Here is a 26015-nt window from a genome sequence, read left to right as displayed (position 1 = left end):
AATTATTAATGAATAACGAAGTTTTAAACAATGTGCTCTCATTCGCCTCTGTGCTCGCTGTGTTCGTACTGGCGCTAGTTCAAGTGGTAAAGACGACTGTTAATATTCCCAAGAATCTACTACCCTTGGTGGGGCTTGTGGTGGGCTTGTTTGTGGGGGCAATATCCTATGCATTCACAGATTTGGACTTGACGTTGCGATTATGGGCTGGTGGACTTGCAGGGCTGTCAGCGACAGGGCTCTTTGAACTGGCTTTTAATAAGCGTGATGGTAAGACTAAAGAGTAGATCTCCAAACGCTTTCGAATTCGCCCACCAGCTTCGGTTGGTGGGTAATATATTGAAAAGGAACGTATGTTCGTATATACTGTGTATAAATCAATTATTTGTATTGAAGGCGAAGATAATAAACTTATTGACGAATGAAATTATTTTCAGACTATAAGTTAGGAATAGACGTTCCGGTTGTCAAATCTCCTATAATAAGAGATTATTATGGTAATATTTGTAGAAGCCGGGGGTTAAATAATTGATAACAATACCAATGTTGCAAAACCTTTATCAGTATCAATACTATAATTTATTCAAGTCACACGATATTCCCAATTATAATAAACGTGCTGGTGAAGAGGGGAAAACATCGGCAGCACGTTATAGAATGATTCATAAAATTATGACCGAGGAACTTGTAACCGGAAATTTAACACCCAGAGTAGTAGACGAGTTCCTCTTTGAAAATTTGTATTACTCCAACATGAACTATCATTTTGTATATCGGCTGAGCGAGTTCGTCCATGATTTTAATACTCCAACTGATGTAATTACTCAATTTTTTAACGAGAACAGCTCATTAAATTGGGATAAGTTATTAACGGAAGAATCGGGCAGTTCTTTATTAACATTGAGATTAGATACTGAGGACAATCATTTAATTGGGATTAAAATGTTATTAAAGATTGACACTATCCGAACGAGGAAATTTGAAGAGCAGGATGTCTATGCAGGAATATATATTGATTTGTTACATAATTTAGTATCATTTAGGTTTAACTTATCCCAACTTGAGAGAATTTCAAAAGAGCCACTTGCCATAATTTCTGAATTGAAAAATTTACTTTGTGCAACCTCTGTTTCAGGATTACTTTTTGAACCTCTTCGCATTAATATTAACTCATTAAACGAAACTGCTGCTAGAAAGTGTATTTTCAATCTTTTTGAAGAGTTGAGTCTTGAAGCCGAACAAATTCTAAATGCTCACACACCACCGGAAACCGAAGATAAAATTAAAGAGTTTCTAACAACAATGAGACTTAGAACAATAACAGGTGATTACATACAACAAATTAAAGCTGTGCTGTATCAAGAAATAAGCACAAAAATAAGAGGATCGGTTTTTGAAAAAGGTTGGATTTTTCGATTTGTGTTTAGAGAAGGCTTAACAACTAGGGCATCCTCTAGAACCGATGACTCTGGCCCTATATATGGCTCCAAAATTTATTGGCATCTTAAAGAGTTGATCTTTAAAGAGAGAGAACTTTACGAGGCGGGATTTAGTTGGTACCTTCCTTGGCTCAAGAATGGGGAGCCCGACTCTATTCTAGTTAGAATGGAATCTAGAAATGATTCCATAATTCTTAATTATTATAGAAATACGACCTTTAGGAGGGGGGATAAAGAGCGCTATGTTTTACAGCAAATTAATGCAAATTTACAATGATTCTGAATATAATAAAATATTTGATATAGGTATGGTAAGAATTTTTTCTGATTTCATTTCTGAAAGAGTGAAGAATCGAACTGCTTACCTAAGTCCTTATGAATTTTCGCATAATAATAAAGTAACTTTAGAGGAGTCACTTAGGGTCTTTTCATGTTTTGAACAGTCAGGAGATATATTAAATATAGTTTATTTTTTTGAATGTTCATATCCATCTTGCATCTCTACTAGGATTTTCATTGATCCTACCTTGTTGGAGGATATTGATGAGGAAAGTGATGAAGCATTAATATGTGAAGAATGTGGAAAAGAATATCTTCTACCTGATATTATCCCTTTTATTAAAATTTACTTTCTTATTGATTATTCTTTATTTTCTTATTCAAATGAATCCAAAGTTAGGACGATTCAAGATCCTAACTCTACTCTTCAGGCAATAAAGGGATTGCCAAACGCGCTAAAGTCAAAATCCCCTTCATCACTGAATTTGCTTGACGATGAAGGGGATACCACCAGTACTCATTTAAAAGCATTCGTTAAAGCTAATCAAACTACTCCTTCTCATTCAGAAAGAACAGCTAAAATTATTCAAAATTGTACACGTTATTTACGTAGATAGTAGGTGTTAATTGAGCGAGAACAATCAAAATAAGGAAGTTGCGGAAAAATTAAGTGCTCTAGCAGAGTTTATTACAATTGAAATTGAAGAAGGTTCCAAATCAGGCGAAGAGCTTAATAACAAATCAACAAAACTCAAAATTATAATTATTGTACTTACTTCACTTATTGCGGTAGTTCTTGGATGGAGTTTCTTGGGTGATTTTGGAAAGTATTCAGCAATACTACTTAGTGCAATACTGACCGGTTTGAATACCTGGGATGCATTTGTGAATTATCATGAGCGATCTTCGCAAGAAAAAAGAAATGTCAGTAAATTAATAGTTCTCCTTAAAGACATACTCTTATATTTACACGGAAATAGTGAACCATCTTTAGATGAGTATAAGAAATTCAAGGCGCAATACGATCAAATAAATGAAGAATATAACGTTGAAAGAGATAAACCAGAGAAACCGCCGGAAGCACCGAAATAAGTATTTGAAATCCTGATACCTCGCCGCTCAGCGAGGTATATTTATGTTAGGGCAAATTATCCTTAACAATTGTTATTGAGTTCATATACATAGTGTCCCAATTGAGTGAATATAGGCCAATGGGTCATTTACAGAATGTCCCAATCATGATATTATTCTCTTACACGAAACGGAAGCACCGAACGTGCAGTCCGAAAGCATCAGCAAATACCCCGTCAACCTTAAATTGGTCGGCGGGGTATTTTGTCATTTATACCTCAAACTCTTCCCATCCAGGTAGCAGGGGATATTCCGGCAATTCCTCCAGCGCTTCAGGCCCCACGATCACCAGCAGTGGCTCCAAAATATCTACCAGGGCTCCAATTCGATAGGGCCCACCTTCAAACGTTCCAACGGCCAGTACCTTGCCAGTTTTGCCTGCATGATAACCAGCGGTGATTCGCACAGGCAACCCCGGCTTCAACTCATCCCACTTCATAATGTTGGTGCCCTCCCGGTCAGCCGCAGGGCTTTTTCACGGATCCGGAGTTCACTCAGCCATCCGATATCTTGTGTGGCTGTGGCCAGATTGGAGAGCTGCCGCAACTCCAGGGTGTCCGAGCAGTACCGGGCGTTGATCTGTAAGCATTGCTGGAGTTCAACGGCATGTTCCAAAGTAAGTGGACCAGCTGACTGAGTGTGATATAACTCAGCCAGCCGCAGGTGAGCGGGCAGCATTACCATTTCACCATTAGGATGATGATATTCGCAATACTTATTGTTAGGGCGGCATAGGTCATAACCGAGGTGATTTTTTGTTTGACGGTCACGTTTCATCGCTCCTTATCGTTGTGTTATAATCGAGAGGAAAGGCGCCCCTTGTATTTCATCCCCAACGCCTTAGCCCCTTTCGGGGCCGAGGTTTTGGGTTTTCCTACTTGGTGAGCAGGACGATGAGGGTGAGTATCGAGTTAATCAAGACGATGATTGCAGTCACAGTCTTGATTGTTTCAACCTGATACTCTTTACGCCTTTCTTTTCTCGTTTTATCCAATGCGTTCACCTCCTCTCTACTTCTTTATTATACAACGAATATAGTTGAATGTCAACTAATTTAGATGAATAGACAACTAAAATTGTTGTATAAGCAACGAAAAATGATGTATATTATATAAGGGTGATGAAATGGGATATAAGCTGAAACTCGAAAAACTGATGTTTGAGAGACGGATTAACACGAAGCAACTTAGTGAGTTAGCCGATATTCGATGGAATACAGTGAATGATATGGTCAATAACAAATCAAAACATTGGTCGATTGAGAATCTGAACAAGATCATGATTGCGTTGAGTTTGGAAGACATATCAGAATTGATTGAATACGTAGCAGAGCCGCCACAGGAATAAACCTGGACGGCTCTTTTGTTTGTTCAGGAAAAGTTTCCTTACCTTGCTAGTTTCATATTATTTCCTTCAGACTATTGTAATGCGAACATTTATTCGTGTATAATATAGGAACGAATGTTCGAAGGGGTGATGCGTTATGACAGCTATACCAAAACCATCAGCAAAAAGTAAAACAAATGATCGTCCAAAGCTTGATGAATTTACTCAGGAAGAAATTGCCGAACGGCTCCAGGAGGCCAAACAAAACGATAAGCCGTTGATCCTGCTTGTCTGGAGACAAGGTACTATTAAAGGTACTGTCGTAAAACTTGATGGAGATAAGCAGCAGATACATGTCAGACGCGGACATGATGATGTTGTTAAGGTGCCCTTTAGAGATATATTGAAGGTGGAAGAGGTACTATCATGAATCTTGATTTAATGACAGTACCTGCAAAGTTTGTGCCTATCTCCAGAAGTGTAGAAAAGACACTTTTGAAGACAATAAGAAAAGCTATGGATAAATCTAAACAATACAATTTTGTAGATGAGAGTACTAATATTAGTTATTGTGTATCATTTAACATGTATCAGAAGGGTGCACTTGCTGTCTCTGTAGTGGACTTTGATCTATTGCCAAATGCAAGTGTACTCAATCTATTAGAACCGATCTTCGGAGAACCGACCAAGCAATTTTCCAACCCTTGGGTTCGAGATAACAGAGCGATATTCTACTTGGCAGTTTGGGAAAGAGTTATGGTCGCAAAAAGATTTTAGTGAAATAAATCGCGACCATATTTTGACCATATTTATAACTGAACATATCGGAAATAATCCGAATCTTAAAATAAAAACTTCCTATTATATATAGTAATCTGAACAAATCGTAAATCATTATTTAAGAACGTAAGAAATACGGTCTGAAAGCAGCACGTCGTGCTCCTCAGTTCTCGAAACGTTAATATCCCTTGTTTATCAAGGAAATTAAGCCCTTGGCCTTTATGGTCAAGGGCTTATTTATTTTCTAAAATATAGCTCCGAGTTCGCAACTCCTGAAGTACGTAATATATTAAGTACCCAATCCAGTAAAGCTGTGGTTCTACAAGAACGTTTATTCAACTACATGAGCAATAAAGGATTTTATAGTGCGTATGATCCTGCACAACAAAATTGAAATCGATTTTCAAAGTGCAGATAAGGCGTTATCATTGCCAAATGTTCAGTAAATATAGTGGTTTCAGAAAAACCTTTCCATAATGGAAAGGGTTTTTTAAATTGTAAAGGTTATCAAAGCACTAATATCATTGACCATCCTCCATGAAAACTATATACTAAATATAATTCATATAAAATTAGTTGGAATTAAAGAAACACAATCATGGATGGAGGAACGACGATGAATTTGTTGGAGAAAGAGGCTTTAATCAAAGTGAAGGCTGAAGAGCTGGAGAATGCCTCCCCGGAAGAGATAATCCGCTGGGCTGTTGATACTTTCCCTAATATAACATTTGCCTGCAGCTTCGGTGCTGAAGATGTGGTTCTGGTCGATATGCTACACAAAATTAGCCCGTCTACCGATGTTTTTTACTTGGATACGGATTTTCACTTTAAGGAAACTTATGAAACCAGAGATTTAATGTCAGAGAAATACGGCTTAGAGTTTGTTCGGGTCTCACCAAAAATCACCCCAGAGGAGCAAGTACTTGCATATGGGGAAGCCCTTTGGAATACAGATCCAAACCAGTGCTGTGCCATTCGTAAGGTAGAACCACTAACCCGCATCCTTTCTCAATATGATGCATGGATTACAGGAATCCGCCGTGATCAAGCACCAACCCGTGCCAATTCTAAAAAGGTGGAGTATGACTACAAATTTGGGTTAGTTAAATTTAATCCTATTGCTCACTGGACAACAGAAGATGTATGGGAATATATCCGTGAGAATGATGTGATTTATAACCCTCTGCATGATCGTAATTTCCCTAGTATCGGCTGCGAGCAGTGTACTCGTGCAGTTATGCCGGGAGAAGATCCACGTGCAGGAAGATGGGCAGGATCAGAGAAGACGGAGTGTGGACTCCACAAATAAGGCATACTTTGCCGTGACATCAATGTAGAGGAGAATCGAAATGACGTCAATACTTCCTCATGGAGGAACACTTGTACAGCGTGTAGTAAAGGGAGAAGAGCGTGAACAGCTGCTTCAGCAATCCGCCAACTACAAATCTATTGCCCTTAATACATGGACTTTATCTGATTTAGATCTTATTGGTGTGGGTGCTTTCTCTCCGCTTACCGGTTTTTTAAATGAGGCTGACTACCACTCTGTGGTTAAAAGTATGAGATTAGCCGATGGAACGGTTTGGAGTATCCCGATTACATTAGCTGTAACGAACGAAGTTGCCTTAAGTCTTTCTGTTGGAGATAAAGTGTCATTGATTGGTGAAGATGATGGCGTGATTTACGGATTGCTGGATGTTGAGAGCATCTATAGTGTAGATCAAACCATTGAAGCACAGAATGTTTTTAAAACCACGGATCCTGAGCATCCCGGAGTAAGCAAACTGTTGGCTAGACCTAACACTTATGTTGGAGGTCCAATAACGGTTCTTAACCGCCCACAGCCAGAGAAATTTGGGGAGTTTTATTTTGATCCGGCGGATACACGCCGCATCTTTGCAGAGAAGGGCTGGAGAAGCGTTGTAGGCTTCCAGACACGTAACCCTGTCCATCGTGCTCATGAATACATCCAGAAGTGCGCAATGGAGATTGTAGATGCTCTATTCCTTAACCCGTTGGTAGGTGAGACGAAATCGGATGATGTGCCTGCGAATGTCCGTATGAAAAGCTATCTTGCCCTCCTAGAGAATTATTACCCGGAGAATCGAACGTTTCTCGGTGTTTTTCCGGCGGCAATGCGTTACGCTGGACCAAGGGAAGCTATCTTCCATGCTATGGTACGTAAAAACTACGGATGTACTCACTTTATAGTGGGCCGTGACCATGCGGGTGTTGGCGATTACTATGGAACCTATGAAGCCCAAGAGATATTTGCTAATTTTACTGCAGAGGAATTGGATATCACTCCATTATTCTTTGAGCACAGCTTTTTTTGCCAAAAGTGTGAGAGCATGGCCTCTAACAAAACCTGCCCTCACTCCAAGGAGCATCACATGGCGCTATCCGGTACTAAAGTACGTGCGTTGCTTCGTGACGGCATTTGTCCTCCCCCGCAATTTACACGCCCTGAGGTTGCACAGATCCTGATCGAGGGGATGTCTCAGGAAGTAACCTCATAATCTAATCATGCATGTACTATTTGACCCTCTTGTCCCATATAGATGAGTAGAATCTATCGGGACGAGGGGGTCTTTGTTATGTCTGGCCGTAAATACAGTAAAGTCTCGGTCTGGATATCTTGGAGTAGCATCAAGAAAACTGTACTAGGTGCGGCGTTATTAGCACTGCTAATCGGAATAATATCGTATGATATGCCAACGGCAAAAACATGGAATTATTGGAGCCTTCCGCTTTCAGGAAAAGTTATAGCCATTGATGCTGGACATGGCGGTCCTGACGGAGGGGCTGTGAGCCGCGAAGGCTTGATTGAAAAGGATATTAATCTGGCGATATCTCTCTACTTACGTGATTATCTGCAGCAGGCTGGCGCGATTGTAGTTATGACCCGTGAAGGCGACTATGACCTAGCTCAGGATAGTACTAAAGGATATAGCAAGAGGAAGTCAGAAGACCTTAGACAGCGGGTTAGGGGTATCGAAGGACAGGGCGTAGATCTGTTTATTTCCATTCATATGAACAGCATTCCATCCAATCGTTGGAGTGGGGCGCAGACATTCTATTATCCGAATCATCCGGATAACAAACTGTTGGCCAACCTACTGCAGGAGGAACTAAAAATAACGCTGGAGAATACAAACAGAACAGCAAAGACTGCTAATACAATTTATCTATTACAAGCCCTACGTATGCCGTCAGTACTTGTCGAGGTAGGATTTCTTTCTCACCCTCAAGAGTCCCTGCTGCTTGGGGATGATGTATACCAGCGCAAAGTGGCGACAAGTATTTACCGGGGGATTTTACGTTACGAATCAGAAGCCCCCACGGAGTGACTACTCTTCACCGGAGGGGTAATGCTATAATAGACAAAACTATTCGGTCATCCGGATGCGAAATAGAGGTGCTTTATGCTGACGAGAGAACAAATTCAGGAAATATTACTGCCACTAACCGATGTGGAATCGGGAAAGAGCTTGGTAGAATTACAGTTAATCCGTGACATTATGATCAAGGAAGATCGTATTTCTCTGTCGGTTATTTGCCTTGATACAGATGAACAAAGCCGTATTGAACTAGAGCAGAAGGTTAGAGAACTTCTTGAGGCTGGTGGAGTTGGCAATGTACATATCCGGCTGCGGGATGCAACAGACTACGAACGGTCCCAAATTCGTGGCAGGAGTGAAGAAGAGACGGAAGAAGATAATGAGGATATGTTAAAAAAGGGACATGCCGCAGGACTAGAGGGTCATGAATTGATAAATGAAAATTCAGGAGTTCATTTTGTGGCGGTAGCTAGTGGTAAAGGCGGCGTCGGAAAGTCAACTGTAACCGTTAACTTAGCGGTAGCGTTAGCAAGAATGGGGAAGAAGGTAGGCTTGATAGACGCGGACATTTACGGCTTCAGCATACCGGATATGATGGGGATCGAAGAAGGGCCTATTGTTGAAGAGGGAACTATTATCCCTGTAGAACGATTTGGAGTTAAAGTTATGTCTATGGGATTTTTTATCCGTGAGAATAGTCCGGTGATTTGGCGTGGACCCATGCTCGGAAAAATGCTTCGGCAGTTCTTTAGTGATGTAGGCTGGGGTGAGCTGGATTACATGCTGCTTGATCTTCCCCCTGGCACCGGCGATGTCGCGTTAGACGTACACCAAATGCTGCCTCAGAGCAAGGAGATCATTGTTACTACTCCACATGCCACTGCGGCGTTTGTAGCCGCTAGGGCAGGTTCTATGGCGTTGCAGACAGATCATGAAGTGATAGGTGTTATTGAAAACATGTCCTATTATGAATGCTCTTCCTGTGGACAAAAGGATTATATATTCGGCCGGGGCGGCGGAGCAAGATTGGCGGAGACACTGCATACGGAACTGATCGCCCAAATACCATTAGGTGCACCTGATAACCATATTTCCGAACCTGATTTTTCACCATCTGTATATAAAGCGGAAACACCAACCGCACAGATTTTTTCTGAAATTGCAGCCAAACTGATTTCTAAATGTGAGAAGTAAATCCGAATGACCCTGAACATAAAAATAGGCTTGTCTCACACATTGAGCGTGGTGACAAGCCTATTTTATTAAAGTTAAATTGTAGTGGCAATCTACTAGGAGCCGGCATCTCCACCGCCACCGCCACCGCTCTGTTGTGCTCCGCCTTTCTTTTGAACCTTAGGTTGTAGTTCTTCCTGCACAACTGTTTTAAGTAAATCAAGTACTTCCATACGGAATAAAGGATTTTGCATGGTTTCCTGCATAATAGTCATAGTCTGCTTACGATAGTCTGGAGATTTGGTAAGATCAAGGAACATTTTCATCATTTCAGGGGACTTCATAATTTCGGTAACGGACTTTTGATACGTAGGATCTTTAATAAGTTGCATGTGCAGCTGCTTGCTTTGTGAATTTATCGCTTTGGCAAAATCCCCCGCAAACTTAGGATCAGTCATGATTTTCTCAATTTCCTTTTTATACTCCGGTGCTGTAATTGTATCTTTAACTGCAACACGGATATCCTCTGATGTCTGTAGGGGGAGCATACTCTTACTTAAAACATTGATTCCGCCGCTGCCTCCTGCGGACTCCGCCGAGGGGGATGATAATGCCTCTTGAAGTGCTTTTTTGCCTTCGTCGCTTTTCAATATATCTACAACCATTGTCTTTGCTTCCTTATAACTTGTTTGACTTGATGAAGAAGAGCTGCTTTCTCCACCGCAGGCGGTTAAAGCTAAAACCATACTTATCGTCAACCCGCGTGCGCAATAAACTGCCCATTTCATGTGACATTGACCTCCTTTATAGGATTCCTGTATGTAGTATGCCGCTTGCAAAAACATTTATGTTGTAGGATGAATGGTTTTTTGCCGGTAACCTTGGTAAAATAAATCACACATAGGGGGTGAGCTGTCTGAGTATAAGAAAATGGTTCTATTTATTTTGGACTACGCTTTTAATCGGAGCAGGGGGGGCTGTTATTGCAGGTCTTTCACTTCAACTAGCCAATGGCCGAATAGAATTTAAAAGCGTGACTGACTTTATCATATATCTTCTTATATTATTTGGTTATGGAGTGCTGGTCAGTGTCTATTCCCAGCTTGGTTTTTTTGCCTATCTGATACTAAATTATATGGGGATCGGTGTGTTTCCAAGAAAAGTATGGAAGTACATACAATTGGTGCTTGCTGTGCTGTCTCTTCTTGAGCTGATGTTCCTGCGTACCTTCATGGGCGGGGAGAGAAATGTGGCTTCAGATCTGACTTTGGCCGTTTCTATTTTCTTATCAGCCGTTATTGTGTCCTATTTCAAAGTTCGAAACACCAACATCTCGGCGTGGATTCCTACTTTTTTCTTTATGACAGCCGTTTCGATTGTGGAGGTTATCGGTGTACTGCGAATTGGTGTCGATAGTGCCACTGTTTTTATTGTTGTTCCGCTCATCGCTTGCAATGCATTCCAGATTTTGATGCTTCATCGTATTATTAAGCCTTCAGCTACAGAAATGGAGTACAACACGAACCCCGTTCCTAAATAGGATACGGGGTTTTGTTCTTTGTATATTATGGGCGGTTAAAAGATAAGATACAGGGTTAATCTTTATTTACGAGTTCAGTTTTGCTTTGCAAAACTTTAGGAGGGGAATATATGAACATCAAGCGTTATATGATAAAAGACACAGATGAAACTGTACTGAGGAAGCTGGACCCGAATGAAACGGGCTCTTTTAGGTCCAAGGAAGAAGCCGAAATCGAGATGGTTCAGTTGAAGAAGCGGCTTGCAGAGTTACAAGACATTTTGTTCGCTCAGAAAGAGCACTCCGTATTGCTCATTCTTCAAGGGATGGATTCAAGTGGCAAGGATGGAACCGTGAAGCATATTTTTTCCGGAATTAACCCACAGGGGTTTATGGTAACCAGCTTTAAGAAACCTTCACTGGAAGAGACAGCTCATGACTTCCTATGGAGAGTTCATCAGAAAACACCACCAAAAGGTTATATCTCAGCTTTTAATCGCTCACACTATGAAGATGTGCTCGTTCCTCGTGTACATGGGGAGTTGAAGGATGACGACCTGAAGCGGCGGTTCAAGCAAATTCGGAACTTTGAAGAGATGTTGGCAGATGAGGGTACCACTATCATCAAACTCTTTTTGCATATTTCCAAAGAAAAGCAGCTTGAAAAAATTGAGGGACGTTTGCGGGATCCCAAGAGACATTGGAAATTTGATGTTAGTGATCTTCAGGAAAGGCAATACTGGGATGAATATCAAGAAGCCTATGAGGATATATTTGTGCAAAGCAACACAGATAAAGCACCGTGGTATTGGATTCCGGCTAATCACAGGTGGTACCGTAATTATCTGGCGCTTTCCATTGTTGTAAAAACTCTAGAAGGCCTGGATCTAAAATACCCGAAGCTGGATACCCCAACTCCGGATATTTCAGAACTTATATCTCCACGTCATTAACTCTAGTACCCAAGAAGCTATAAGCCAGCTGCATCCTCGAGCCTATCATTCAACCAAGCTGAATCTCGGACTTCTTTTCCTTCAGCACTGCTTTGACTTAATAGTTCAGAGACAGTAACAAATTCATATCCTTGTTTTCTTAGTTCATCAATGATAATCGGGAGAGCCTCATGGGTTTGTTTGCATGAATCGCTGGCATGCAGCAACACGATATCTCCAGCATGAGCTTTCGTAGTAACCCGGCTTACAATGTTTTGGACACCAGGATTCTTCCAGTCGAGCGAATCTGTATCCCACTGGATGACCTTATAACCAAGGTCACTGGCGACCTGCAGTACTCTTTTATCAAAATCGCCGTTGGGCATCCGAATGAGATTCGGTTCCTTACCGGTTAAATCGGTTAAAATACCATGGGCCGTTGTTATCTGTTTGCGGATATCCTCACTGCTCAGAGTGCTGTAATTGACATGCTTATGACCGTGACTTCCAATTTCGTATCCGGAAGCCTTAATGCTTGTTACAATTTCCGGATGGGTCTTGCTCCAAGGGGAGGACAGGAAGAAAGTAGCTTTCTCTACTTTTTTATCTTCCAGTACTTTGAGAATAGGCTCAGGCCTTTTTTCCCCCCAGCTAATATCGAACGTAAGCGCAATCAGCTTCTTCTCCGTCGGGACACTGTAGATCGCAGAAGGGGCGGCTTCAGAAAAGACCGTAATATTTCCCCTCTCGATATAAACAACTCCGGCGGCAAGAAGCGCAGCGGCAAAAAGGTAGATGAACCGTTTTATCTTTTTGCCACTGAACACATAAAAAGAATTCATAATTTACAGCGCTCCTCTCCAATACAAAATGCTTGTTTGTTATAAATGTATGCTCGTACTGTTCCGTTATGACTTGGTACATTACAGATCGATAATTCCAGGAGGTATATATGTCGTTTTTCACTTTTCTTAAAGACTTGAGAACCATACGCATAGCATTACTTGTATCTTGCCTATTGTTCGTGACTGGTGGAATCATTGGATGGATCGGAACTATCACTCTTGAAAAGCTTCTTCTTCAACAACTAGAGGGACTTAGTGAAATAAGCAAAGATCTTAAGGAGTCTTCGAATCCTATGTGGAGTTTCTTTGTATTTATTTTTTTGAACAACAGCATTAAAGGTGTGTTAATGATATTCCTAGGTGCGCTGTTCGGTATCATTCCTGCCTTGTTCCTACTGGTAAACGGAGCGGTAATCGGGTACTTGATACACATCTCCTCCATTCAAGGTCTGGATATATTCAATTTAGTTGTGGAAGGATTACTGCCGCACGGAATCATCGAGATTCCTGCTATTATAATCGCCTGCGCTTTCGGGTTGCATTTTGGAAGCAAGGTCTCGTCAAGTATATTCAGGTCATCAAGCCGGTTACAAAAGAGAGGGACGGAATGGCCTGTCTTTATGCGCCAAACGCTAACGGCCTCCATTTGGATCGTTATTCTTCTTTTTATAGCAGCTATTATTGAAAGTACAATTACCTTCTCACTTTTATCATAAAATTTAGGGGAAGTGAGCATAACAGTAAGGTCATGTTTTATACCCTACCAAAGGGTATTAGATTGTTCCATTGTGATCTAAAGGGAAAAACTTATATTTATGGTTATAGTTTCAACACTCCGGTTAATCTAGAGTAAGTAGTAACCATTGCGGCTTAAATACACAAAGGAGGCCAAGCATATGTTGGGTATGTTATTTAATGAAAAAGAGTGTAAAGAGCTGGACTATGTTTTGCGAAAAGAGCTTGACGAGATGCTGCTTGATTTAAGCGATCAACGCTTGGACCAAAATATTAGGCATGCTATTGCCAATAGGTATAAAACTGTATTCCGTATGTATGCCCGATTTGCTCCACAAAAGGAACTCTCCAGATATGCCTGGGGTGGGCGTTCATCTCAATTTAAGCATTAGAATAAGCAGATTATGAATAATTTCAAAGGATCTGCAATTAATTAATAAAATAGGTTGACGAAAAGGGAGCCGACATGATACATTATATCTCGCGCTCCTTTTACTTTGTTTATAAGGAGTTAGCAGGCAAGCGAAATTGAAAAAAACAATTTTTTAAAAAAAGCTTGCCAAAACAAGAAATACTGTGATATATTATAAAGGTCGCCGCTGAGACGCGGTGAAGAGCTAAAACGAGACATTGATCTTTGAAAACTGAACAACGAGTGAGTGGGATTTTACGAGAGTAAAATCCAAAATCATGGACTTCTTGAAGACCATGATCAGAGAATGAAAATTCTCGTCAGATGTTTCAAAATGAGCAATCGCTCTTTCTAAATACAATTTGGAGAGTTTGATCCTGGCTCAGGACGAACGCTGGCGGCATGCCTAATACATGCAAGTCGAGCGGAGTGATTTTGAAAGCTTGCTTTCAAAATCATTTAGCGGCGGACGGGTGAGTAACACGTAGGCAACCTGCCCCTTAGACTGGGATAACTACCGGAAACGGTAGCTAATACCGGATAATTTCTTTCCTCACCTGAGGAGAGAATGAAAGACGGAGCAATCTGTCACTGAGGGATGGGCCTGCGGCGCATTAGCTAGTTGGTGAGGTAACGGCTCACCAAGGCGACGATGCGTAGCCGACCTGAGAGGGTGAACGGCCACACTGGGACTGAGACACGGCCCAGACTCCTACGGGAGGCAGCAGTAGGGAATCTTCCGCAATGGGCGAAAGCCTGACGGAGCAATGCCGCGTGAGTGATGAAGGTTTTCGGATCGTAAAGCTCTGTTGCCAGGAAAGAACGTCCGGTAGAGTAACTGCTATCGGAGTGACGGTACCTGAGAAGAAAGCCCCGGCTAACTACGTGCCAGCAGCCGCGGTAATACGTAGGGGGCAAGCGTTGTCCGGAATTATTGGGCGTAAAGCGCGCGCAGGCGGCTATTTAAGTCTGGTGTTTAAACCTTGGGCTCAACCTGAGGTCGCACTGGAAACTGGGTGGCTTGAGTACAGAAGAGGAAAGTGGAATTCCACGTGTAGCGGTGAAATGCGTAGATATGTGGAGGAACACCAGTGGCGAAGGCGACTTTCTGGGCTGTAACTGACGCTGAGGCGCGAAAGCGTGGGGAGCAAACAGGATTAGATACCCTGGTAGTCCACGCCGTAAACGATGAGTGCTAGGTGTTAGGGGTTTCGATACCCTTGGTGCCGAAGTTAACACATTAAGCACTCCGCCTGGGGAGTACGGTCGCAAGACTGAAACTCAAAGGAATTGACGGGGACCCGCACAAGCAGTGGAGTATGTGGTTTAATTCGAAGCAACGCGAAGAACCTTACCAGGTCTTGACATCCCGATGTAAGCATTAGAGATAGTGCCCCTCTTCGGAGCATCGGAGACAGGTGGTGCATGGTTGTCGTCAGCTCGTGTCGTGAGATGTTGGGTTAAGTCCCGCAACGAGCGCAACCCTTATGCTTAGTTGCCAGCACATTATGGTGGGCACTCTAAGCAGACTGCCGGTGACAAACCGGAGGAAGGTGGGGATGACGTCAAATCATCATGCCCCTTATGACCTGGGCTACACACGTACTACAATGGCCGGTACAACGGGCTGCGAAATCGCAAGGTGGAGCGAATCCCAACAAAGCCGGTCTCAGTTCGGATTGCAGGCTGCAACTCGCCTGCATGAAGTCGGAATTGCTAGTAATCGCGGATCAGCATGCCGCGGTGAATACGTTCCCGGGTCTTGTACACACCGCCCGTCACACCACGAGAGTTTACAACACCCGAAGTCGGTGGGGTAACCCGCAAGGGAGCCAGCCGCCGAAGGTGGGGTAGATGATTGGGGTGAAGTCGTAACAAGGTAGCCGTATCGGAAGGTGCGGCTGGATCACCTCCTTTCTATGGAGAATCGTTTCCTGTAACGGAAACATTCGAACAGAAGCGTAAGCTTCTATAGAACCTTCGGGTTCAAAACACTCACTCGTGTTCAGTTTTGAAAGAGCAAGTCTCTTTCGTATGCGTTTGGTGGCGATAGCGGAGGGGTTCCACACGTACCCATCCCGAACACGACCGTTAAGACCTCCAGCGCCGATGGTACTTGGACCGAAGGGTCCTGGGAGAGTAGGACGCCGCCAAGCGCAACCTTATGAGTTCTCTCATAAGATGCAATGATTGAATAAGGGCCTTTAGCTCAGCTGGTTAGAGCGCACCCCTGATAAGGGTGAGGTCGGTGGTTCGAGTCCACTAAGGCCCACCATTCAAACCTTTATATCCCATTATGGGGCCATAGCTCAGCTGGGAGAGCGCCTGCCTTGCAAGCAGGAGGTCAGCGGTTCGATCCCGCTTGGCTCCACCAAAACTTCATTTATTAATTTCCAGAACTTACTTGTAGCCAAGTGGTTATGGAAAATGATATGATCTTCTTCCGGGGTTAAAGCCGGATGAGATAAAACTTGATCCTTGAAAACTGGATACCGAAACGAATTTGCGTTTTAGAACATCTTTTAGCTATAACTTGTGCAAACAAGTAAATTAGTTATTAGCTGGAAATGAAGGTTTTGGATTGTGAAGCGACCTTTGGCTTTGAATACTTTGCGAGTGGTTTTCCACGAGCATCATTCAAAACAAGATGAGCGAACAAGCCAAACACCGGAGTGATGGTTAAGCTAATAAGAGCACACGGAGGATGCCTAGGCGCCAGGAGCCGACGAAGGACGTGGCGAACAACGAAACTGCCTCGGGGAGCTGTAAGCAAGCTTTGATCCGGGGGTGTCCGAATGGGGAAACCCAGCTGTGGTAATTCGCAGTTACTCATACCTGAATACATAGGGTATGTAGAGGCAGACCAGGGGAACTGAAACATCTAAGTACCCTGAGGAAGAGAAAACAATAGTGATTCCGTCAGTAGCGGCGAGCGAACGCGGAACAGCCTAAACCAAGGGGCTTGCCCCTTGGGGTTGTGGGACGTCTCACATGGAGTTACAAAGGAATACAGTAGATGAAGAGGTCTGGAAAGGCCCGCGATAGAGGTAAAAGCCCTGTAATCTAAACTGTATTCTCTCCGAGACGGATCCCGAGTAGTGCGGGGCACGTGAAACCCCGTATGAATCCAGCAGGACCATCTGCTAAGGCTAAATACTACCTGGCGACCGATAGTGAAACAGTACCGTGAGGGAAAGGTGAAAAGCACCCCGGAAGGGGAGTGAAATAGAACCTGAAACCGTGTGCTTACAAAAAGTCAGAGCCCTATCTATGGGTGATGGCGTGCCTTTTGTAGAATGAACCGGCGAGTTACGTTTAACATGCAAGGTTAAGTCGAGAAGACGGAGCCGCAGCGAAAGCGAGTCTGAATAGGGCGATGTAGTATGTGGACGTAGACCCGAAACCGTGTGATCTACCCCTGTCCAGGGTGAAGGTGCGGTAACACGCACTGGAGGCCCGAACCCACGCATGTTGAAAAATGCGGGGATGAGGTGGGGGTAGCGGAGAAATTCCAATCGAACTCGGAGATAGCTGGTTCTCCCCGAAATAGCTTTAGGGCTAGCCTCGGTATTAGAGTAGTGGAGGTAGAGCACTGATTGGTTGCGGGGCCCGCAAGGGTTACCAAGATCAGTCAAACTCCGAATGCCATATACTTATTGCCGGGAGTCAGACAGTGAGTGCTAAGATCCATTGTCGAAAGGGAAACAGCCCAGACCATCAGCTAAGGTCCCCAAGTGTGTGTTAAGTGGGAAAGGATGTGGAGTTGCACAGACAACCAGGATGTTGGCTTAGAAGCAGCCACCATTGAAAGAGTGCGTAATAGCTCACTGGTCGAGTGACTCTGCGCCGAAAATGTAACGGGGCTAAACACACCACCGAAGCTATGGCTAGATACATTGTATCTGGGGTAGGGGAGCGTTGTATATACGTTGAAGGTATACCGTGAGGAGTGCTGGAGCGTATACAAGTGAGAATGCCGGTATGAGTAACGAAAAGATCAGTGAGAATCTGATCCGCCGAAAGCCCAAGGTTTCCTGAGGAAGGCTCGTCCGCTCAGGGTAAGTCGGGACCTAAGGCGAGGCCGAAAGGCGTAGTCGAAGGACAACAGTTTGAAATTACTGTACCACCGTAATCCGCTATGAGCGATGGGGTGACGCAGGAGGGTAGTGACGCGGACTGATGGAAGTGTCCGTCTAAGCAGTGAGGCTAATGTGTAGGCAAATCCGCACATTATTAGGCCAGGCTGTGATGGGGAGCGAAAATTGTAGTAGCGAAGGTCATGATCTCACACTGCCAAGAAAAGCCTCTAGCCAGGAGAAGGTGCCCGTACCGCAAACCGACACAGGTAGGCGAGAAGAGAATTCTAAGGCGCGCGGAAGAACTCTCGTTAAGGAACTCGGCAAAATGACCCCGTAACTTCGGGAGAAGGGGTGCCCCGGTAGTGTGAATAGCACGAGGGGGCCGCAGTGAAAAGGCCCAAGCGACTGTTTAGCAAAAACACAGGTCTGTGCGAAGCCGCAAGGCGAAGTATACGGGCTGACGCCTGCCCGGTGCTGGAAGGTTAAGGGGAGCGGTTAGGGGTTAAACCCGAAGCTGTGAACCGAAGCCCCAGTAAACGGCGGCCGTAACTATAACGGTCCTAAGGTAGCGAAATTCCTTGTCAGGTAAATTCTGACCCGCACGAATGGCGTAACGACTTGGGCGCTGTCTCAACGAGAGATCCGGTGAAATTTTAATACCTGTGAAGATGCAGGTTACCCGCGACAAGACGGAAAGACCCCATGGAGCTTTACTGCAGCTTGATATTGAATTTGGGTACGATCTGTACAGGATAGGTGGGAGCCTGAGAAGCAGGAGCGCAAGCTTCTGCAGAGGCGACGTTGGGATACCACCCTGATCGTATCTAGGTTCTAACCTAGTGCCCTAATCGGGTACGGGGACCGTGTCAGGCGGGCAGTTTGACTGGGGCGGTCGCCTCCTAAAGAGTAACGGAGGCGTTCCAAGGTTCCCTCAGAATGGTTGGAAATCATTCGAAGAGTGCAAAGGCATAAGGGAGCTTGACTGCGAGACCTACAAGTCGAGCAGGGACGAAAGTCGGACTTAGTGATCCGGTGGTACCGCATGGAAGGGCCATCGCTCAACGGATAAAAGCTACCCTGGGGATAACAGGCTTATCTCCCCCAAGAGTCCACATCGACGGGGAGGTTTGGCACCTCGATGTCGGCTCATCGCATCCTGGGGCTGAAGTAGGTCCCAAGGGTTGGGCTGTTCGCCCATTAAAGCGGTACGCGAGCTGGGTTCAGAACGTCGTGAGACAGTTCGGTCCCTATCTGTCGTGGGCGCAGGAAATTTGAGAGGAGCTGTCCTTAGTACGAGAGGACCGGGATGGACGTACCGCTGGTGCATCAGTTGTTCCGCCAGGAGCATGGCTGAGTAGCTACGTACGGACGGGATAAGCGCTGAAAGCATCTAAGCGTGAAGCCCCCCTCAAGATGAGATTTCCCAATTAGTAAGACCCCTTGAAGACGACGAGGTAGATAGGTTGGAGGTGGAAGTGCAGCAATGCATGGAGCTGACCAATACTAATCGGTCGAGGGCTTATCCAAATATCTAAACGCAGATTTGTTTCGGATTCAGTTTTCAGGCGATTAAGCCTGCCGTTTGGTGGCGATAGCGGAGGGGTTCCACGCGTACCCATCCCGAACACGACCGTTAAGACCTCCAGCGCCGATGGTACTTGGACCGAAGGGTCCTGGGAGAGTAGGACGTTGCCAAGCGGATATTCCCTGATAGCTCAGTTGGTAGAGCACTCGACTGTTAATCGAGTTGTCACAGGTTCGAGCCCTGTTCGGGGAGCCATGCTCTCATAGCTCAGTAGGTAGAGTGCATCCATGGTAAGGATGAGGTCACCGGTTCGAATCCGGTTGAGAGCTCCACAGATTTTTAGCGGCCCGTTGGTCAAGGGGTTAAGACACCTCCCTTTCACGGAGGTAACATGGGTTCGAATCCCATACGGGTCACCAAATTTTCCTATCATTACCCCTTGAGGGTCACCATACATATGGAGGCTTAGCTCAGCTGGGAGAGCATCTGCCTTACAAGCAGAGGGTCGGGGGTTCGATCCCCTCAGCCTCCACCATAATCGCTCACATATCTATGAGGATTATGGAGAATATATAGGTATCATCAATGGGGATTAGCCAAGTGGTAAGGCAACGGACTTTGACTCCGTCATTCATAGGTTCAAATCCTATATCCCCAGCCAGATGCGAGCCATTAGCTCAGTTGGTAGAGCACCTGACTTTTAATCAGGGTGTCGAAGGTTCGAATCCTTCATGGCTCACTTTTATTATTATCATGCGCGTATGGCGGAATTGGCAGACGCACCAGACTTAGGATCTGGCGTTTCACGACGTGGGGGTTCAAGTCCCTCTACGCGCACCATATGATTTGCGGACGTGGCTCAGCGGTAGAGCATCGCCTTGCCAAGGCGAGGGTCGCGGGTTCGATTCCCGTCGTCCGCTCCATTATTTTTGCGCCCTTAGCTCAGCTGGATAGAGCGTTTGACTACGAATCAAAAGGCCGGGAGTTCGAATCTCTCAGGGCGCGCCATTTATATTCTTATCCCATTAATACTGTCGGGACGTAGCTCAGCTTGGTAGAGCACCTGGTTTGGGACCAGGGGGTCGCATGTTCAAATCGTGTCGTCCCGATTTTACATTTATGCGGGTGTAGTTCAATGGTAGAACTTTAGCCTTCCAAGCTAATAGCGTGGGTTCGATTCCCATCACCCGCTCCAACTTTTCATTTTATTACGGGACGTAGCTCAGCTTGGTAGAGCACCTGGTTTGGGACCAGGGGGTCGCATGTTCAAATCGTGTCGTCCCGATACTACAACTATATAGTTGTCACTAAACTCTTACTTCGGTAAGAGTTTTTTGTTTATGTAATTGCTAGACTTAGTCTCTCTATTAATTTAGTTTCAGTATTAACTGTTACATAAATTGAATCTCATGTGGTATACCTATCCGCGAATAATAGATCTCTAAAGATTCTCCTTGTTCTGGAGAGGAATTGGCTAATAGCAGCTTTACTGCAAAGGAATTGGCTTGCCGTTCCAATTTGCCAGGACAAAAGTAAGAACTCTCCTCTAGAAAAAAACGATTAATGCCCTTATGTAAACGATCGTGCCCCAATTCATGTGCGCAAACAAAGCGCTGCCACTCGATAGGCAGCTCATTATGAATGACAATAAACCTTCTTCTTAACTTACGATAATATAACCCCTTGGTATCCTCCCCCAAATTCATAAACCGAATATGAATGCCGAGTGCTCTGGAAAGCTCAAAAGGGCAATTGGTTTTATATTTTTTTATCAGTTTATCGATTAATTCATCCATCTTTTTCACCTGCAGCATCTTTAAAGTATTGGTGGGCATGCTCTATTCTTCTGAATGGGGTCTATGAATAGGCTTATTTCTTTTGTTCATTTGCTTAGCTTCCCAGAATAAGCCGGTCAGTACATCCTTAATCCGCTGCCTGTCCTCCTTATTTAAAGGAATACCATCAAACATTAATTCTCCGTCATCCTCCAACATTTTCCGGAAATCACGCTTGTCTTTACTCGTAGCCCATTCTGGAACTACTTCAACAGAAGCCAGTTCAGCCTCCTGCAAGTAACCGGCTTGATCCATTAATAACTCATAGGGAACCTTTGTCGCCTCAGAAATTTTACGTAGTGTAGAGGGTTTCGGTATTCCCCTAAGTCCATTCTCAATACGTGAAATTTGTGATCCGCTTATACCGGCCGCTGCTGCCAGTTGGTTGATCGTCAGACCCTTTTCTTCACGAAGTTGTTTCAGATATCTACCAAATGACTCTTCCATCTCTCAACACTCCTTATTCACTGTCTGCCTCTTAGGATTAATATAAGCCATTATTGCCAAGAGGTAAACATAAAAGTGAACATTTATGCCAAAAGGCAAGATATCTTGGGAATTACAGCTGTTAATCACCCAAAACAGATGAAAATGGGATTTTACGCAATACGGAAAAAAGTGGTATATTGTTATAAAAAGGGGAACAGAATACGAACAAGGGAATCTTAACATATCTCGCCGTATTTATCTGCATAAATAATCTCACATCATTTCAATCCATGAAGGAGTGTTACATCTATGAATATATCTGTTTTACCTGAGTTAGATCGTCGCCGTACACAAGTCGCTATTGAGGGAATGCTGGAGAAGTATCGTATATTTAAGACGGTTACCTTTGAGGCCAAAGAGGCCGGTACTACCTATTCTTATATAGAAAGATTCCATGGACCTACGAATAAGATTACTGATCAGACAGCCTCTATAGCTACTCATAATGTTGACGTACCTGCAGCCAGGATCGCTTACTGCACTTATATAGATTCAGTGGTGGAGCGACTGGATACTAGAGAACAGCAGTTAATTCGTGAACGATACCTAAGAAGAGATGAAATGTACGATTACACCATCTACAATCATGTGTTTGATCCTCCAGTAAGCAAGGATACGTACGTTAAGATTCGTTCACGTGCTTTTTACAAAATGGCTTTGGCATTTATGGATTTAAATCTGCTGTCCATCTCCTCATTACTCAAAACTAGTACAAGTACACATCAGCAAGAGATAGGAAGTGCTTTCTAAGAATTAACCATTTATCAGAAAAAGGGCTGTATCTCCTTATGAGGGGGTGCAGCCCTTTTAATATATGGAACCTTCCATATGTAAGGAAAATTATCCGCCGAGGAACCCCTCTAGAACCTCCTTAACCCAACCCTTACTCCTCCTTAGGATATCCAAAAGCTCGTCTTTAGATCGCCGGTAAACCGTCTCCATGCGGAAGTAAAAGGGATAAGATTATAACATGGCAAATGAGGCGGAAGAACATCGAGAGGCATGAATGCCTCATAAGGGTTCCGACAAAAAAAGGGAACTAACCATGCGATGCAGTGTTACTTCCCGCATTTGCCATAAAGGGAGACGGGTGTTGTCTTATCAGCATCTAGGAGGGGATGAACAGTATTGATGATTCAGCAGGTTTATATTTAACACCATCAAGGATGGGCCGCAGAACGGTCTAGAAAGGACGTAACAATGCCGGTACAGCAATTGCGGATGGGCATCACCGCCGCGCTGGTACAATACTTTCCGAATGTGCCTGTAGTTGTAGACGGGGGAACACCCCAGGGAGCTTTTTTTCAACCGAGATTGATCTCGGCTGCCTATGATCGGCAGCGGGAGGGCAGAACCATAGCAATCTACCGTTTTGGTATCCGTTATAAGGGGGGCAATCCTCAGGAGGCCGAAGAAATGGTAGATCAGTTACAGGAAGCTCTTGAGCGAATTGTGGTAGACGGCTACTCTTTTCGTGGGTATAGGCAGATTTGGACGGCTGACGAGGAGGGGAACGATCCTCTCTTTACGGTAGAGTACATGTTACACCTGCAAAGAGAACAGCCGGAGGCAGTGATGATGGGTCATGTGATGGGAGGAGAAAGGCTGAAATGAAGACAACGGATCAACAGGCAAGCAGCTTCGGGAAGGTGCAGATTATGCAATCCACACTCTTTTCTCCGCAGGCTAAGGATGTATTGGATGTTATTTTGGAAGAGAACAAGAGTTATACCCTGGAGAACGCTAAACAATTAATGGAGTTTTTTCTAAATAAGGAGGCTAACTAATGGCTGGAGGAACATGGACAACGCAAAACAAGGTACGTCCCGGCGTATACGTAAATATTGCATCAAGTAAAAATGTGGTGGGTAAAATGGGTGATCGAGGAACCACCGCTCTCGCTTTGGCGCTCCCTTGGGGGCAGCCGGGCTCTATTATAAGCCTTACCCCGCAGGATGATGTGTACAAGCTGCTTGGTTACGAGCTGACACACAGTGTGTTGTTGCCGGTGCGGGAAGCGCTGAAACGGGCAGGTACACTTTTACTATATCGCTTGAATAACGGTGTAAAAGCAGCTGTAACGAATAACGGCCTGCAAGTCACGGCTCAATACGGTGGAGTACGCGGGAATGATATCTCTATCGTCATTGAGAAAAATATTGAGGATAACACGAAGTTCGATGTAAAAACATTGCTTGAGGGCGTTGAGGCAGACAAACAAACGGTAGCTACTGCTGCAGGGTTATTACCTAACCAATACATTCAGTTCCTGGCAAACGGTAGCGAAGGATTACAGGTCACAGCCGGCATGCCACTCACAGGTGGGGCTAACGGTACAGTAACTAATTTGGAGCATAGCCAATTTCTTAATGCACTTGAGGTTCAGGACTTCCAGACTGTGGGGTTGGTGTCGCAAGATAATTCGCTTAAGGCGCTCTATACGTCTTTTGTGAAGCGTCTTCGTGATACGGAAGGAAGGAAGGTTCAAGCGGTATTGGCGGATTATGCTACGGCGGATCATGAAGGTGTAATCAGCGTGAAGAACGGCGTGGTCCTGAGTGATGGCACTATTATTGATAAAAATAATGCAGTGGCTTGGGTTGCCGGTGCAACGGCTGCAGCTGCAGTGAACGAGTCGCTGACTTATCAAGGTTATGACGATTCTATTGATGCCGACGTCCGCTTTAGTCATACCGAAACAACGGCTGCTCTTTTGAATGGTGAACTCCTCTTTACTTATAGTGCCGGAAAGGCCGTGGTAGAGCAGGATATTAATACGTTTACGAATTTCTCCCCGGAAAAGGGACGGGCTTTTGCTAAAAACCGTGTGCTGCGTGTGCTGGATGGTGTGGCCAATGATCTTAAGCGGATTTTTGAGAGCTATTATGTAGGTAAGGTTGCCAACAATGCGGATGGTCGAGGGATGTTCTGGTCGCAATGTGTGACTTATCTGAATGATCTGCAGAACCTGGGAGCGATTGAGGATTTCAATGCACAAAGCGACATTGTTGTTGTAGCTGGAACAGACAGTGACAGTATTGTCCTGGATGTGGCTGTGAAACCGGTAGATTCCGTAGAAAAAGTATATATGAAAGTGAAGGTGGTATAAGATGGCGTTTCTGAATGCAAGTGACACAATCTCCGGCCAGGAAGGCCGTGCTTTTGCAACCATTGGGACTCAAACGGTAGAAATGTTTTATGTGAAAACGCTGGAAGCTACGGTTGAAAAGCAAAAAGCGGAAGTGAAAACGCTCGGTCGCCGCGGTGTTCAGCATAAAGCTACGGGTTGGTCGGGTAGTGGATCGATGACGATTTTTTATATGACCAGCCGTTTCCGTCAAATGATGCTGGATTATATGCATACAGGTGTGGACCAATATTTTGATATTGTGGTCACCAATGAAGATCCTTCCTCAAGCATCGGCGCACAAAGAATCATGCTGAAAGGCGTGAATCTGGACAGTGTAATTATGGCTTCGCTGGATACGGAATCGGATGCACTGGAAGAAGAAGTGAGCTTCACCTTTGAGGACGTGTTGATTGAGCAATCTTTCACTGAGCCAACCAAAAGGACACTGTAACAAGCAACATGATTTTAAGATGACGTGAGCAAGATCGGCCCGGGTGCGGTTAGCTGCGGGTCTCTTCTCTGTCTGAACAAAACTATAGGAGGATGAAAAATGAGCGAATTGAGTTTGTTTTTTGCGCAAAATGTAGCCTGTGATACGACCGAGGAATTTGTGGTCTCGCCGCGGTTTAAAGACAAGGAAGGAAATGCCGTAGCTTGGAAGCTGCGCAGCATGAATGAAGATGAGAACCAGGAGTGCCGTAAAGGGGCCACGCGTAAAGTAAAAGGTAAAAATGGCGTCTACACTTCGGAAATTGATCCCAACGATTATATGGCCAAGCTGATGACCGCAAGTGTAGTACATCCAGATTTGAAAAACGCGGAGCTCCAGCGCTCCTACGCTGTGCTTGGTGCTGAATCTCTGTTGCGCAAAATGCTGCTCCCTGGTGAGTTCGCTGCGCTTGGTGAAAGGGTTCAAGCGTTGAACGGTTTTGCAACCGATATGAACGAAATGGTGGACGAAGTAAAAAACTAATCAACGAGGGCGACAGTGAAGCGAACCTCGCTTACTACGCCCTCCACGAGCTGCACATTCTGCCCCATGAGC

At 44.5% G+C, this 26015-nt stretch carries 28 protein-coding genes, 14 tRNA genes, 4 rRNA genes and 1 pseudogene; 41 read left to right on the top strand and 6 right to left on the bottom strand.

Features of this window, described 5'->3' with window-relative positions; translation table 11 throughout:
* Positions 1–8: 8 nt before the first annotated feature.
* The 4 genes from PWYN_RS02795 (at position 9) to PWYN_RS02780 (ending at position 2810) form a co-directional block, all read left to right on the top strand.
* A complete protein-coding gene (locus PWYN_RS02795; RefSeq protein WP_036648050.1) occupies positions 9–287 on the top strand; it encodes a holin in 279 nt (92 codons plus the stop codon).
* A 241-nt stretch (positions 288–528) separates the two neighbouring features.
* The gene (locus PWYN_RS02790) at positions 529–1716 is read left to right on the top strand and encodes a hypothetical protein (RefSeq protein WP_036648048.1); all 1188 of its coding nucleotides are present in this window, start codon (positions 529–531) and stop codon (positions 1714–1716) included.
* The gene (locus PWYN_RS02785; RefSeq protein WP_036648046.1) at positions 1682–2335 is read left to right on the top strand and encodes a hypothetical protein; all 654 of its coding nucleotides are present in this window, start codon (positions 1682–1684) and stop codon (positions 2333–2335) included. Before PWYN_RS02790 ends, PWYN_RS02785 begins: the two co-directional genes overlap by 35 nt.
* 10 nt (positions 2336–2345) lie before the next feature.
* Positions 2346–2810 (top strand): hypothetical protein, encoded by a 465-nt coding sequence (locus PWYN_RS02780; RefSeq protein ID WP_036648044.1) that lies wholly within the window; start codon positions 2346–2348, stop codon positions 2808–2810.
* 250 nt (positions 2811–3060) lie between these two features.
* On the opposite strand, the gene PWYN_RS02775 is transcribed toward PWYN_RS02780, so the two are convergent.
* Positions 3061–3288 (bottom strand): hypothetical protein, encoded by a 228-nt coding sequence (locus PWYN_RS02775; protein WP_036648041.1) that lies wholly within the window; start codon positions 3286–3288, stop codon positions 3061–3063.
* A complete protein-coding gene (locus tag PWYN_RS30560) occupies positions 3285–3527 on the bottom strand; it encodes a DUF7667 family protein (protein ID WP_052087695.1) in 243 nt (80 codons plus the stop codon). The genes PWYN_RS02775 and PWYN_RS30560 overlap by 4 nt, the downstream gene beginning before the upstream one ends.
* A 447-nt stretch (positions 3528–3974) precedes the next feature.
* On the opposite strand from PWYN_RS30560, the gene PWYN_RS02765 reads away from it, so the two are divergent.
* From PWYN_RS02765 to PWYN_RS02735, 9 genes and pseudogenes are all read left to right on the top strand, one after another.
* Positions 3975–4196 carry a helix-turn-helix domain-containing protein gene (locus tag PWYN_RS02765; RefSeq protein ID WP_036648039.1) on the top strand — a complete coding sequence of 74 codons (222 nt, stop codon included), beginning with the start codon at positions 3975–3977 and terminating at the stop codon, positions 4194–4196.
* Between the two features lie 136 nt (positions 4197–4332).
* Positions 4333–4605 (top strand): YolD-like family protein, encoded by a 273-nt coding sequence (locus PWYN_RS02760; RefSeq protein WP_036648036.1) that lies wholly within the window; start codon positions 4333–4335, stop codon positions 4603–4605.
* Positions 4602–4952 (top strand): hypothetical protein, encoded by a 351-nt coding sequence (locus tag PWYN_RS02755; protein WP_036648034.1) that lies wholly within the window; start codon positions 4602–4604, stop codon positions 4950–4952. The genes PWYN_RS02760 and PWYN_RS02755 overlap by 4 nt, the downstream gene beginning before the upstream one ends.
* Before the next feature lie 125 nt (positions 4953–5077).
* Positions 5078–5137 (top strand): annotated as a pseudogene (gene rpsI, locus PWYN_RS30555) (30S ribosomal protein S9); the annotation flags it as partial.
* 53 nt (positions 5138–5190) lie between these two features.
* Positions 5191–5349 (top strand): spore coat protein, encoded by a 159-nt coding sequence (locus tag PWYN_RS30550; protein WP_420805713.1) that lies wholly within the window; start codon positions 5191–5193, stop codon positions 5347–5349.
* Positions 5350–5571: 222 nt separating this feature from the next.
* Positions 5572–6264, top strand: coding sequence for a phosphoadenylyl-sulfate reductase (locus PWYN_RS02750; protein WP_036648033.1), 693 nt, complete (start codon positions 5572–5574; stop codon positions 6262–6264).
* Positions 6265–6304: 40 nt separating this feature from the next.
* Positions 6305–7474: a sulfate adenylyltransferase gene (sat, locus tag PWYN_RS02745; protein ID WP_036648031.1), complete on the top strand. Its 1170-nt coding sequence runs from the start codon at positions 6305–6307 to the stop codon at positions 7472–7474.
* A 78-nt stretch (positions 7475–7552) separates the two neighbouring features.
* Positions 7553–8305 (top strand): N-acetylmuramoyl-L-alanine amidase CwlD, encoded by a 753-nt coding sequence (gene cwlD, locus PWYN_RS02740; protein WP_036648029.1) that lies wholly within the window; start codon positions 7553–7555, stop codon positions 8303–8305.
* Positions 8306–8380: 75 nt separating this feature from the next.
* On the top strand, positions 8381–9490 hold the full coding sequence (locus PWYN_RS02735; protein ID WP_036648026.1) for an Mrp/NBP35 family ATP-binding protein: 1110 nt from the start codon (positions 8381–8383) through the stop codon (positions 9488–9490).
* A gap of 95 nt (positions 9491–9585) precedes the next feature.
* On the opposite strand, the gene gerD is transcribed toward PWYN_RS02735, so the two are convergent.
* Positions 9586–10257, bottom strand: coding sequence for a spore germination lipoprotein GerD (gene gerD, locus PWYN_RS02730; RefSeq protein ID WP_036648024.1), 672 nt, complete (start codon positions 10255–10257; stop codon positions 9586–9588).
* Between the two features lie 119 nt (positions 10258–10376).
* On the opposite strand from gerD, the gene PWYN_RS02725 reads away from it, so the two are divergent.
* Together PWYN_RS02725 and PWYN_RS02720 are read left to right on the top strand one after the other, a co-directional pair.
* On the top strand, positions 10377–11009 hold the full coding sequence (locus PWYN_RS02725) for a KinB-signaling pathway activation protein (protein WP_338049171.1): 633 nt from the start codon (positions 10377–10379) through the stop codon (positions 11007–11009).
* Between the two features lie 110 nt (positions 11010–11119).
* Positions 11120–11941: a PPK2 family polyphosphate kinase gene (locus PWYN_RS02720; protein ID WP_036648023.1), complete on the top strand. Its 822-nt coding sequence runs from the start codon at positions 11120–11122 to the stop codon at positions 11939–11941.
* 17 nt (positions 11942–11958) lie between these two features.
* Here the strand turns inward: PWYN_RS02720 and pdaB are convergent, their stop codons facing one another.
* Complete coding sequence (gene pdaB / locus PWYN_RS02715; protein ID WP_036648021.1) at positions 11959–12762, bottom strand: polysaccharide deacetylase family sporulation protein PdaB; 804 nt, start codon at positions 12760–12762, stop codon at positions 11959–11961.
* Positions 12763–12872: 110 nt separating this feature from the next.
* Here pdaB and PWYN_RS02710 point away from each other — a divergent pair, with 110 nt between their 5' ends.
* From PWYN_RS02710 to PWYN_RS02615, 20 genes are all read left to right on the top strand, one after another.
* The gene (locus tag PWYN_RS02710; RefSeq protein WP_036648019.1) at positions 12873–13481 is read left to right on the top strand and encodes a stage II sporulation protein M; all 609 of its coding nucleotides are present in this window, start codon (positions 12873–12875) and stop codon (positions 13479–13481) included.
* A gap of 180 nt (positions 13482–13661) precedes the next feature.
* On the top strand, positions 13662–13892 hold the full coding sequence (locus tag PWYN_RS02705) for a hypothetical protein (RefSeq protein WP_036648017.1): 231 nt from the start codon (positions 13662–13664) through the stop codon (positions 13890–13892).
* 379 nt (positions 13893–14271) lie between these two features.
* Positions 14272–15829 (top strand): 16S ribosomal RNA (locus PWYN_RS02700).
* 122 nt (positions 15830–15951) lie between these two features.
* A 5S ribosomal RNA gene (rrf, locus tag PWYN_RS02695) occupies positions 15952–16068 on the top strand.
* A gap of 42 nt (positions 16069–16110) precedes the next feature.
* Positions 16111–16187: transfer RNA gene (locus tag PWYN_RS02690), tRNA-Ile, on the top strand.
* A gap of 23 nt (positions 16188–16210) precedes the next feature.
* Positions 16211–16286, top strand: a tRNA-Ala gene (locus PWYN_RS02685).
* A 303-nt stretch (positions 16287–16589) separates the two neighbouring features.
* Positions 16590–19518 (top strand): 23S ribosomal RNA (locus PWYN_RS02680).
* A 54-nt stretch (positions 19519–19572) separates the two neighbouring features.
* A 5S ribosomal RNA gene (rrf, locus tag PWYN_RS02675) occupies positions 19573–19689 on the top strand.
* The 16S, 23S and 5S rRNA genes sit together here with 14 tRNA genes alongside, the layout of an rRNA operon.
* A 6-nt stretch (positions 19690–19695) precedes the next feature.
* Positions 19696–19771: transfer RNA gene (locus PWYN_RS02670), tRNA-Asn, on the top strand.
* A gap of 1 nt (position 19772) precedes the next feature.
* A tRNA-Thr gene (locus PWYN_RS02665) sits at positions 19773–19848 on the top strand.
* A gap of 12 nt (positions 19849–19860) precedes the next feature.
* Positions 19861–19935 (top strand) — tRNA-Glu (locus PWYN_RS02660).
* A 40-nt stretch (positions 19936–19975) separates the two neighbouring features.
* A tRNA-Val gene (locus tag PWYN_RS02655) sits at positions 19976–20051 on the top strand.
* 51 nt (positions 20052–20102) lie between these two features.
* A tRNA-Gln gene (locus PWYN_RS02650) sits at positions 20103–20177 on the top strand.
* 5 nt (positions 20178–20182) lie between these two features.
* Positions 20183–20255, top strand: a tRNA-Lys gene (locus PWYN_RS02645).
* 16 nt (positions 20256–20271) lie between these two features.
* Positions 20272–20356 (top strand) — tRNA-Leu (locus PWYN_RS02640).
* An 8-nt stretch (positions 20357–20364) separates the two neighbouring features.
* Positions 20365–20439 (top strand) — tRNA-Gly (locus tag PWYN_RS02635).
* A gap of 8 nt (positions 20440–20447) precedes the next feature.
* Positions 20448–20524 (top strand) — tRNA-Arg (locus PWYN_RS02630).
* A gap of 27 nt (positions 20525–20551) precedes the next feature.
* Positions 20552–20625: transfer RNA gene (locus PWYN_RS02625), tRNA-Pro, on the top strand.
* 12 nt (positions 20626–20637) lie between these two features.
* A tRNA-Gly gene (locus PWYN_RS02620) sits at positions 20638–20711 on the top strand.
* 16 nt (positions 20712–20727) lie between these two features.
* Positions 20728–20801 (top strand) — tRNA-Pro (locus PWYN_RS02615).
* A gap of 106 nt (positions 20802–20907) precedes the next feature.
* Here the strand turns inward: PWYN_RS02615 and PWYN_RS02610 are convergent.
* Together PWYN_RS02610 and PWYN_RS02605 are read right to left on the bottom strand one after the other, a co-directional pair.
* The gene (locus PWYN_RS02610) at positions 20908–21312 is read right to left on the bottom strand and encodes an ImmA/IrrE family metallo-endopeptidase (protein WP_036648295.1); all 405 of its coding nucleotides are present in this window, start codon (positions 21310–21312) and stop codon (positions 20908–20910) included.
* 42 nt (positions 21313–21354) lie between these two features.
* Positions 21355–21798: a helix-turn-helix domain-containing protein gene (locus PWYN_RS02605; RefSeq protein ID WP_036648015.1), complete on the bottom strand. Its 444-nt coding sequence runs from the start codon at positions 21796–21798 to the stop codon at positions 21355–21357.
* Between the two features lie 291 nt (positions 21799–22089).
* Between PWYN_RS02605 and PWYN_RS02600 the strand changes: the two genes are divergently transcribed.
* From PWYN_RS02600 to PWYN_RS02580, 6 genes are all read left to right on the top strand, one after another.
* Positions 22090–22590 (top strand): ArpU family phage packaging/lysis transcriptional regulator, encoded by a 501-nt coding sequence (locus tag PWYN_RS02600; RefSeq protein ID WP_036648013.1) that lies wholly within the window; start codon positions 22090–22092, stop codon positions 22588–22590.
* Between the two features lie 450 nt (positions 22591–23040).
* Positions 23041–23454, top strand: coding sequence for a phage tail terminator family protein (locus tag PWYN_RS02595; protein WP_036648012.1), 414 nt, complete (start codon positions 23041–23043; stop codon positions 23452–23454).
* Positions 23451–23627, top strand: a complete 177-nt coding sequence (locus PWYN_RS29510) for a hypothetical protein (RefSeq protein WP_169744082.1) — start codon at positions 23451–23453, stop codon at positions 23625–23627. Before PWYN_RS02595 ends, PWYN_RS29510 begins: the two co-directional genes overlap by 4 nt.
* A complete protein-coding gene (locus PWYN_RS02590; RefSeq protein ID WP_036648010.1) occupies positions 23627–24949 on the top strand; it encodes a phage tail sheath family protein in 1323 nt (440 codons plus the stop codon). The genes PWYN_RS29510 and PWYN_RS02590 overlap by 1 nt, the downstream gene beginning before the upstream one ends.
* Before the next feature lies 1 nt (position 24950).
* A complete protein-coding gene (locus PWYN_RS02585) occupies positions 24951–25421 on the top strand; it encodes a phage tail tube protein (protein ID WP_036648008.1) in 471 nt (156 codons plus the stop codon).
* Positions 25422–25520: 99 nt separating this feature from the next.
* Positions 25521–25943, top strand: a complete 423-nt coding sequence (locus PWYN_RS02580) for a phage tail assembly chaperone (protein ID WP_036648007.1) — start codon at positions 25521–25523, stop codon at positions 25941–25943.
* Positions 25944–26015: the final 72 nt, after the last annotated feature.

Source organism: Paenibacillus wynnii, from assembly GCF_000757885.1.
Taxonomy (GTDB): Bacteria; Bacillota; Bacilli; order Paenibacillales; family Paenibacillaceae; genus Paenibacillus_AQ; species Paenibacillus_AQ wynnii.
The sequence above is the reverse complement of the archived record's forward strand: the minus strand, read 5'-3'. Positions and strand labels throughout refer to the sequence as shown.

Coding starts and splice junctions, on each gene's coding strand:
- PWYN_RS02735 (WP_036648026.1), top strand. CDS start 8,381: ATGCTGACGAGAGAACAAATTCAGGAAATATTACTGCCACTAACCGAT.
- gerD (WP_036648024.1), bottom strand. CDS start 10,257: ATGAAATGGGCAGTTTATTGCGCACGCGGGTTGACGATAAGTATGGTT.
- PWYN_RS02750 (WP_036648033.1), top strand. CDS start 5,572: ATGAATTTGTTGGAGAAAGAGGCTTTAATCAAAGTGAAGGCTGAAGAG.
- PWYN_RS02580 (WP_036648007.1), top strand. CDS start 25,521: ATGAGCGAATTGAGTTTGTTTTTTGCGCAAAATGTAGCCTGTGATACG.
- PWYN_RS30560 (WP_052087695.1), bottom strand. CDS start 3,527: ATGCTGCCCGCTCACCTGCGGCTGGCTGAGTTATATCACACTCAGTCA.
- pdaB (WP_036648021.1), bottom strand. CDS start 12,762: ATGAATTCTTTTTATGTGTTCAGTGGCAAAAAGATAAAACGGTTCATC.
- PWYN_RS02705 (WP_036648017.1), top strand. CDS start 13,662: ATGTTGGGTATGTTATTTAATGAAAAAGAGTGTAAAGAGCTGGACTAT.
- PWYN_RS02785 (WP_036648046.1), top strand. CDS start 1,682: ATGTTTTACAGCAAATTAATGCAAATTTACAATGATTCTGAATATAAT.
- PWYN_RS29510 (WP_169744082.1), top strand. CDS start 23,451: ATGAAGACAACGGATCAACAGGCAAGCAGCTTCGGGAAGGTGCAGATT.
- PWYN_RS02775 (WP_036648041.1), bottom strand. CDS start 3,288: ATGAAGTGGGATGAGTTGAAGCCGGGGTTGCCTGTGCGAATCACCGCT.
- PWYN_RS02610 (WP_036648295.1), bottom strand. CDS start 21,312: ATGGATGAATTAATCGATAAACTGATAAAAAAATATAAAACCAATTGC.
- PWYN_RS02605 (WP_036648015.1), bottom strand. CDS start 21,798: ATGGAAGAGTCATTTGGTAGATATCTGAAACAACTTCGTGAAGAAAAG.
- PWYN_RS02600 (WP_036648013.1), top strand. CDS start 22,090: ATGAATATATCTGTTTTACCTGAGTTAGATCGTCGCCGTACACAAGTC.
- PWYN_RS02585 (WP_036648008.1), top strand. CDS start 24,951: ATGGCGTTTCTGAATGCAAGTGACACAATCTCCGGCCAGGAAGGCCGT.
- PWYN_RS02590 (WP_036648010.1), top strand. CDS start 23,627: ATGGCTGGAGGAACATGGACAACGCAAAACAAGGTACGTCCCGGCGTA.
- PWYN_RS02765 (WP_036648039.1), top strand. CDS start 3,975: ATGGGATATAAGCTGAAACTCGAAAAACTGATGTTTGAGAGACGGATT.
- PWYN_RS02760 (WP_036648036.1), top strand. CDS start 4,333: ATGACAGCTATACCAAAACCATCAGCAAAAAGTAAAACAAATGATCGT.
- PWYN_RS02720 (WP_036648023.1), top strand. CDS start 11,120: ATGAACATCAAGCGTTATATGATAAAAGACACAGATGAAACTGTACTG.
- cwlD (WP_036648029.1), top strand. CDS start 7,553: ATGTCTGGCCGTAAATACAGTAAAGTCTCGGTCTGGATATCTTGGAGT.
- PWYN_RS02710 (WP_036648019.1), top strand. CDS start 12,873: ATGTCGTTTTTCACTTTTCTTAAAGACTTGAGAACCATACGCATAGCA.
- PWYN_RS02595 (WP_036648012.1), top strand. CDS start 23,041: ATGCCGGTACAGCAATTGCGGATGGGCATCACCGCCGCGCTGGTACAA.
- PWYN_RS02755 (WP_036648034.1), top strand. CDS start 4,602: ATGAATCTTGATTTAATGACAGTACCTGCAAAGTTTGTGCCTATCTCC.
- sat (WP_036648031.1), top strand. CDS start 6,305: ATGACGTCAATACTTCCTCATGGAGGAACACTTGTACAGCGTGTAGTA.
- PWYN_RS02795 (WP_036648050.1), top strand. CDS start 9: ATGAATAACGAAGTTTTAAACAATGTGCTCTCATTCGCCTCTGTGCTC.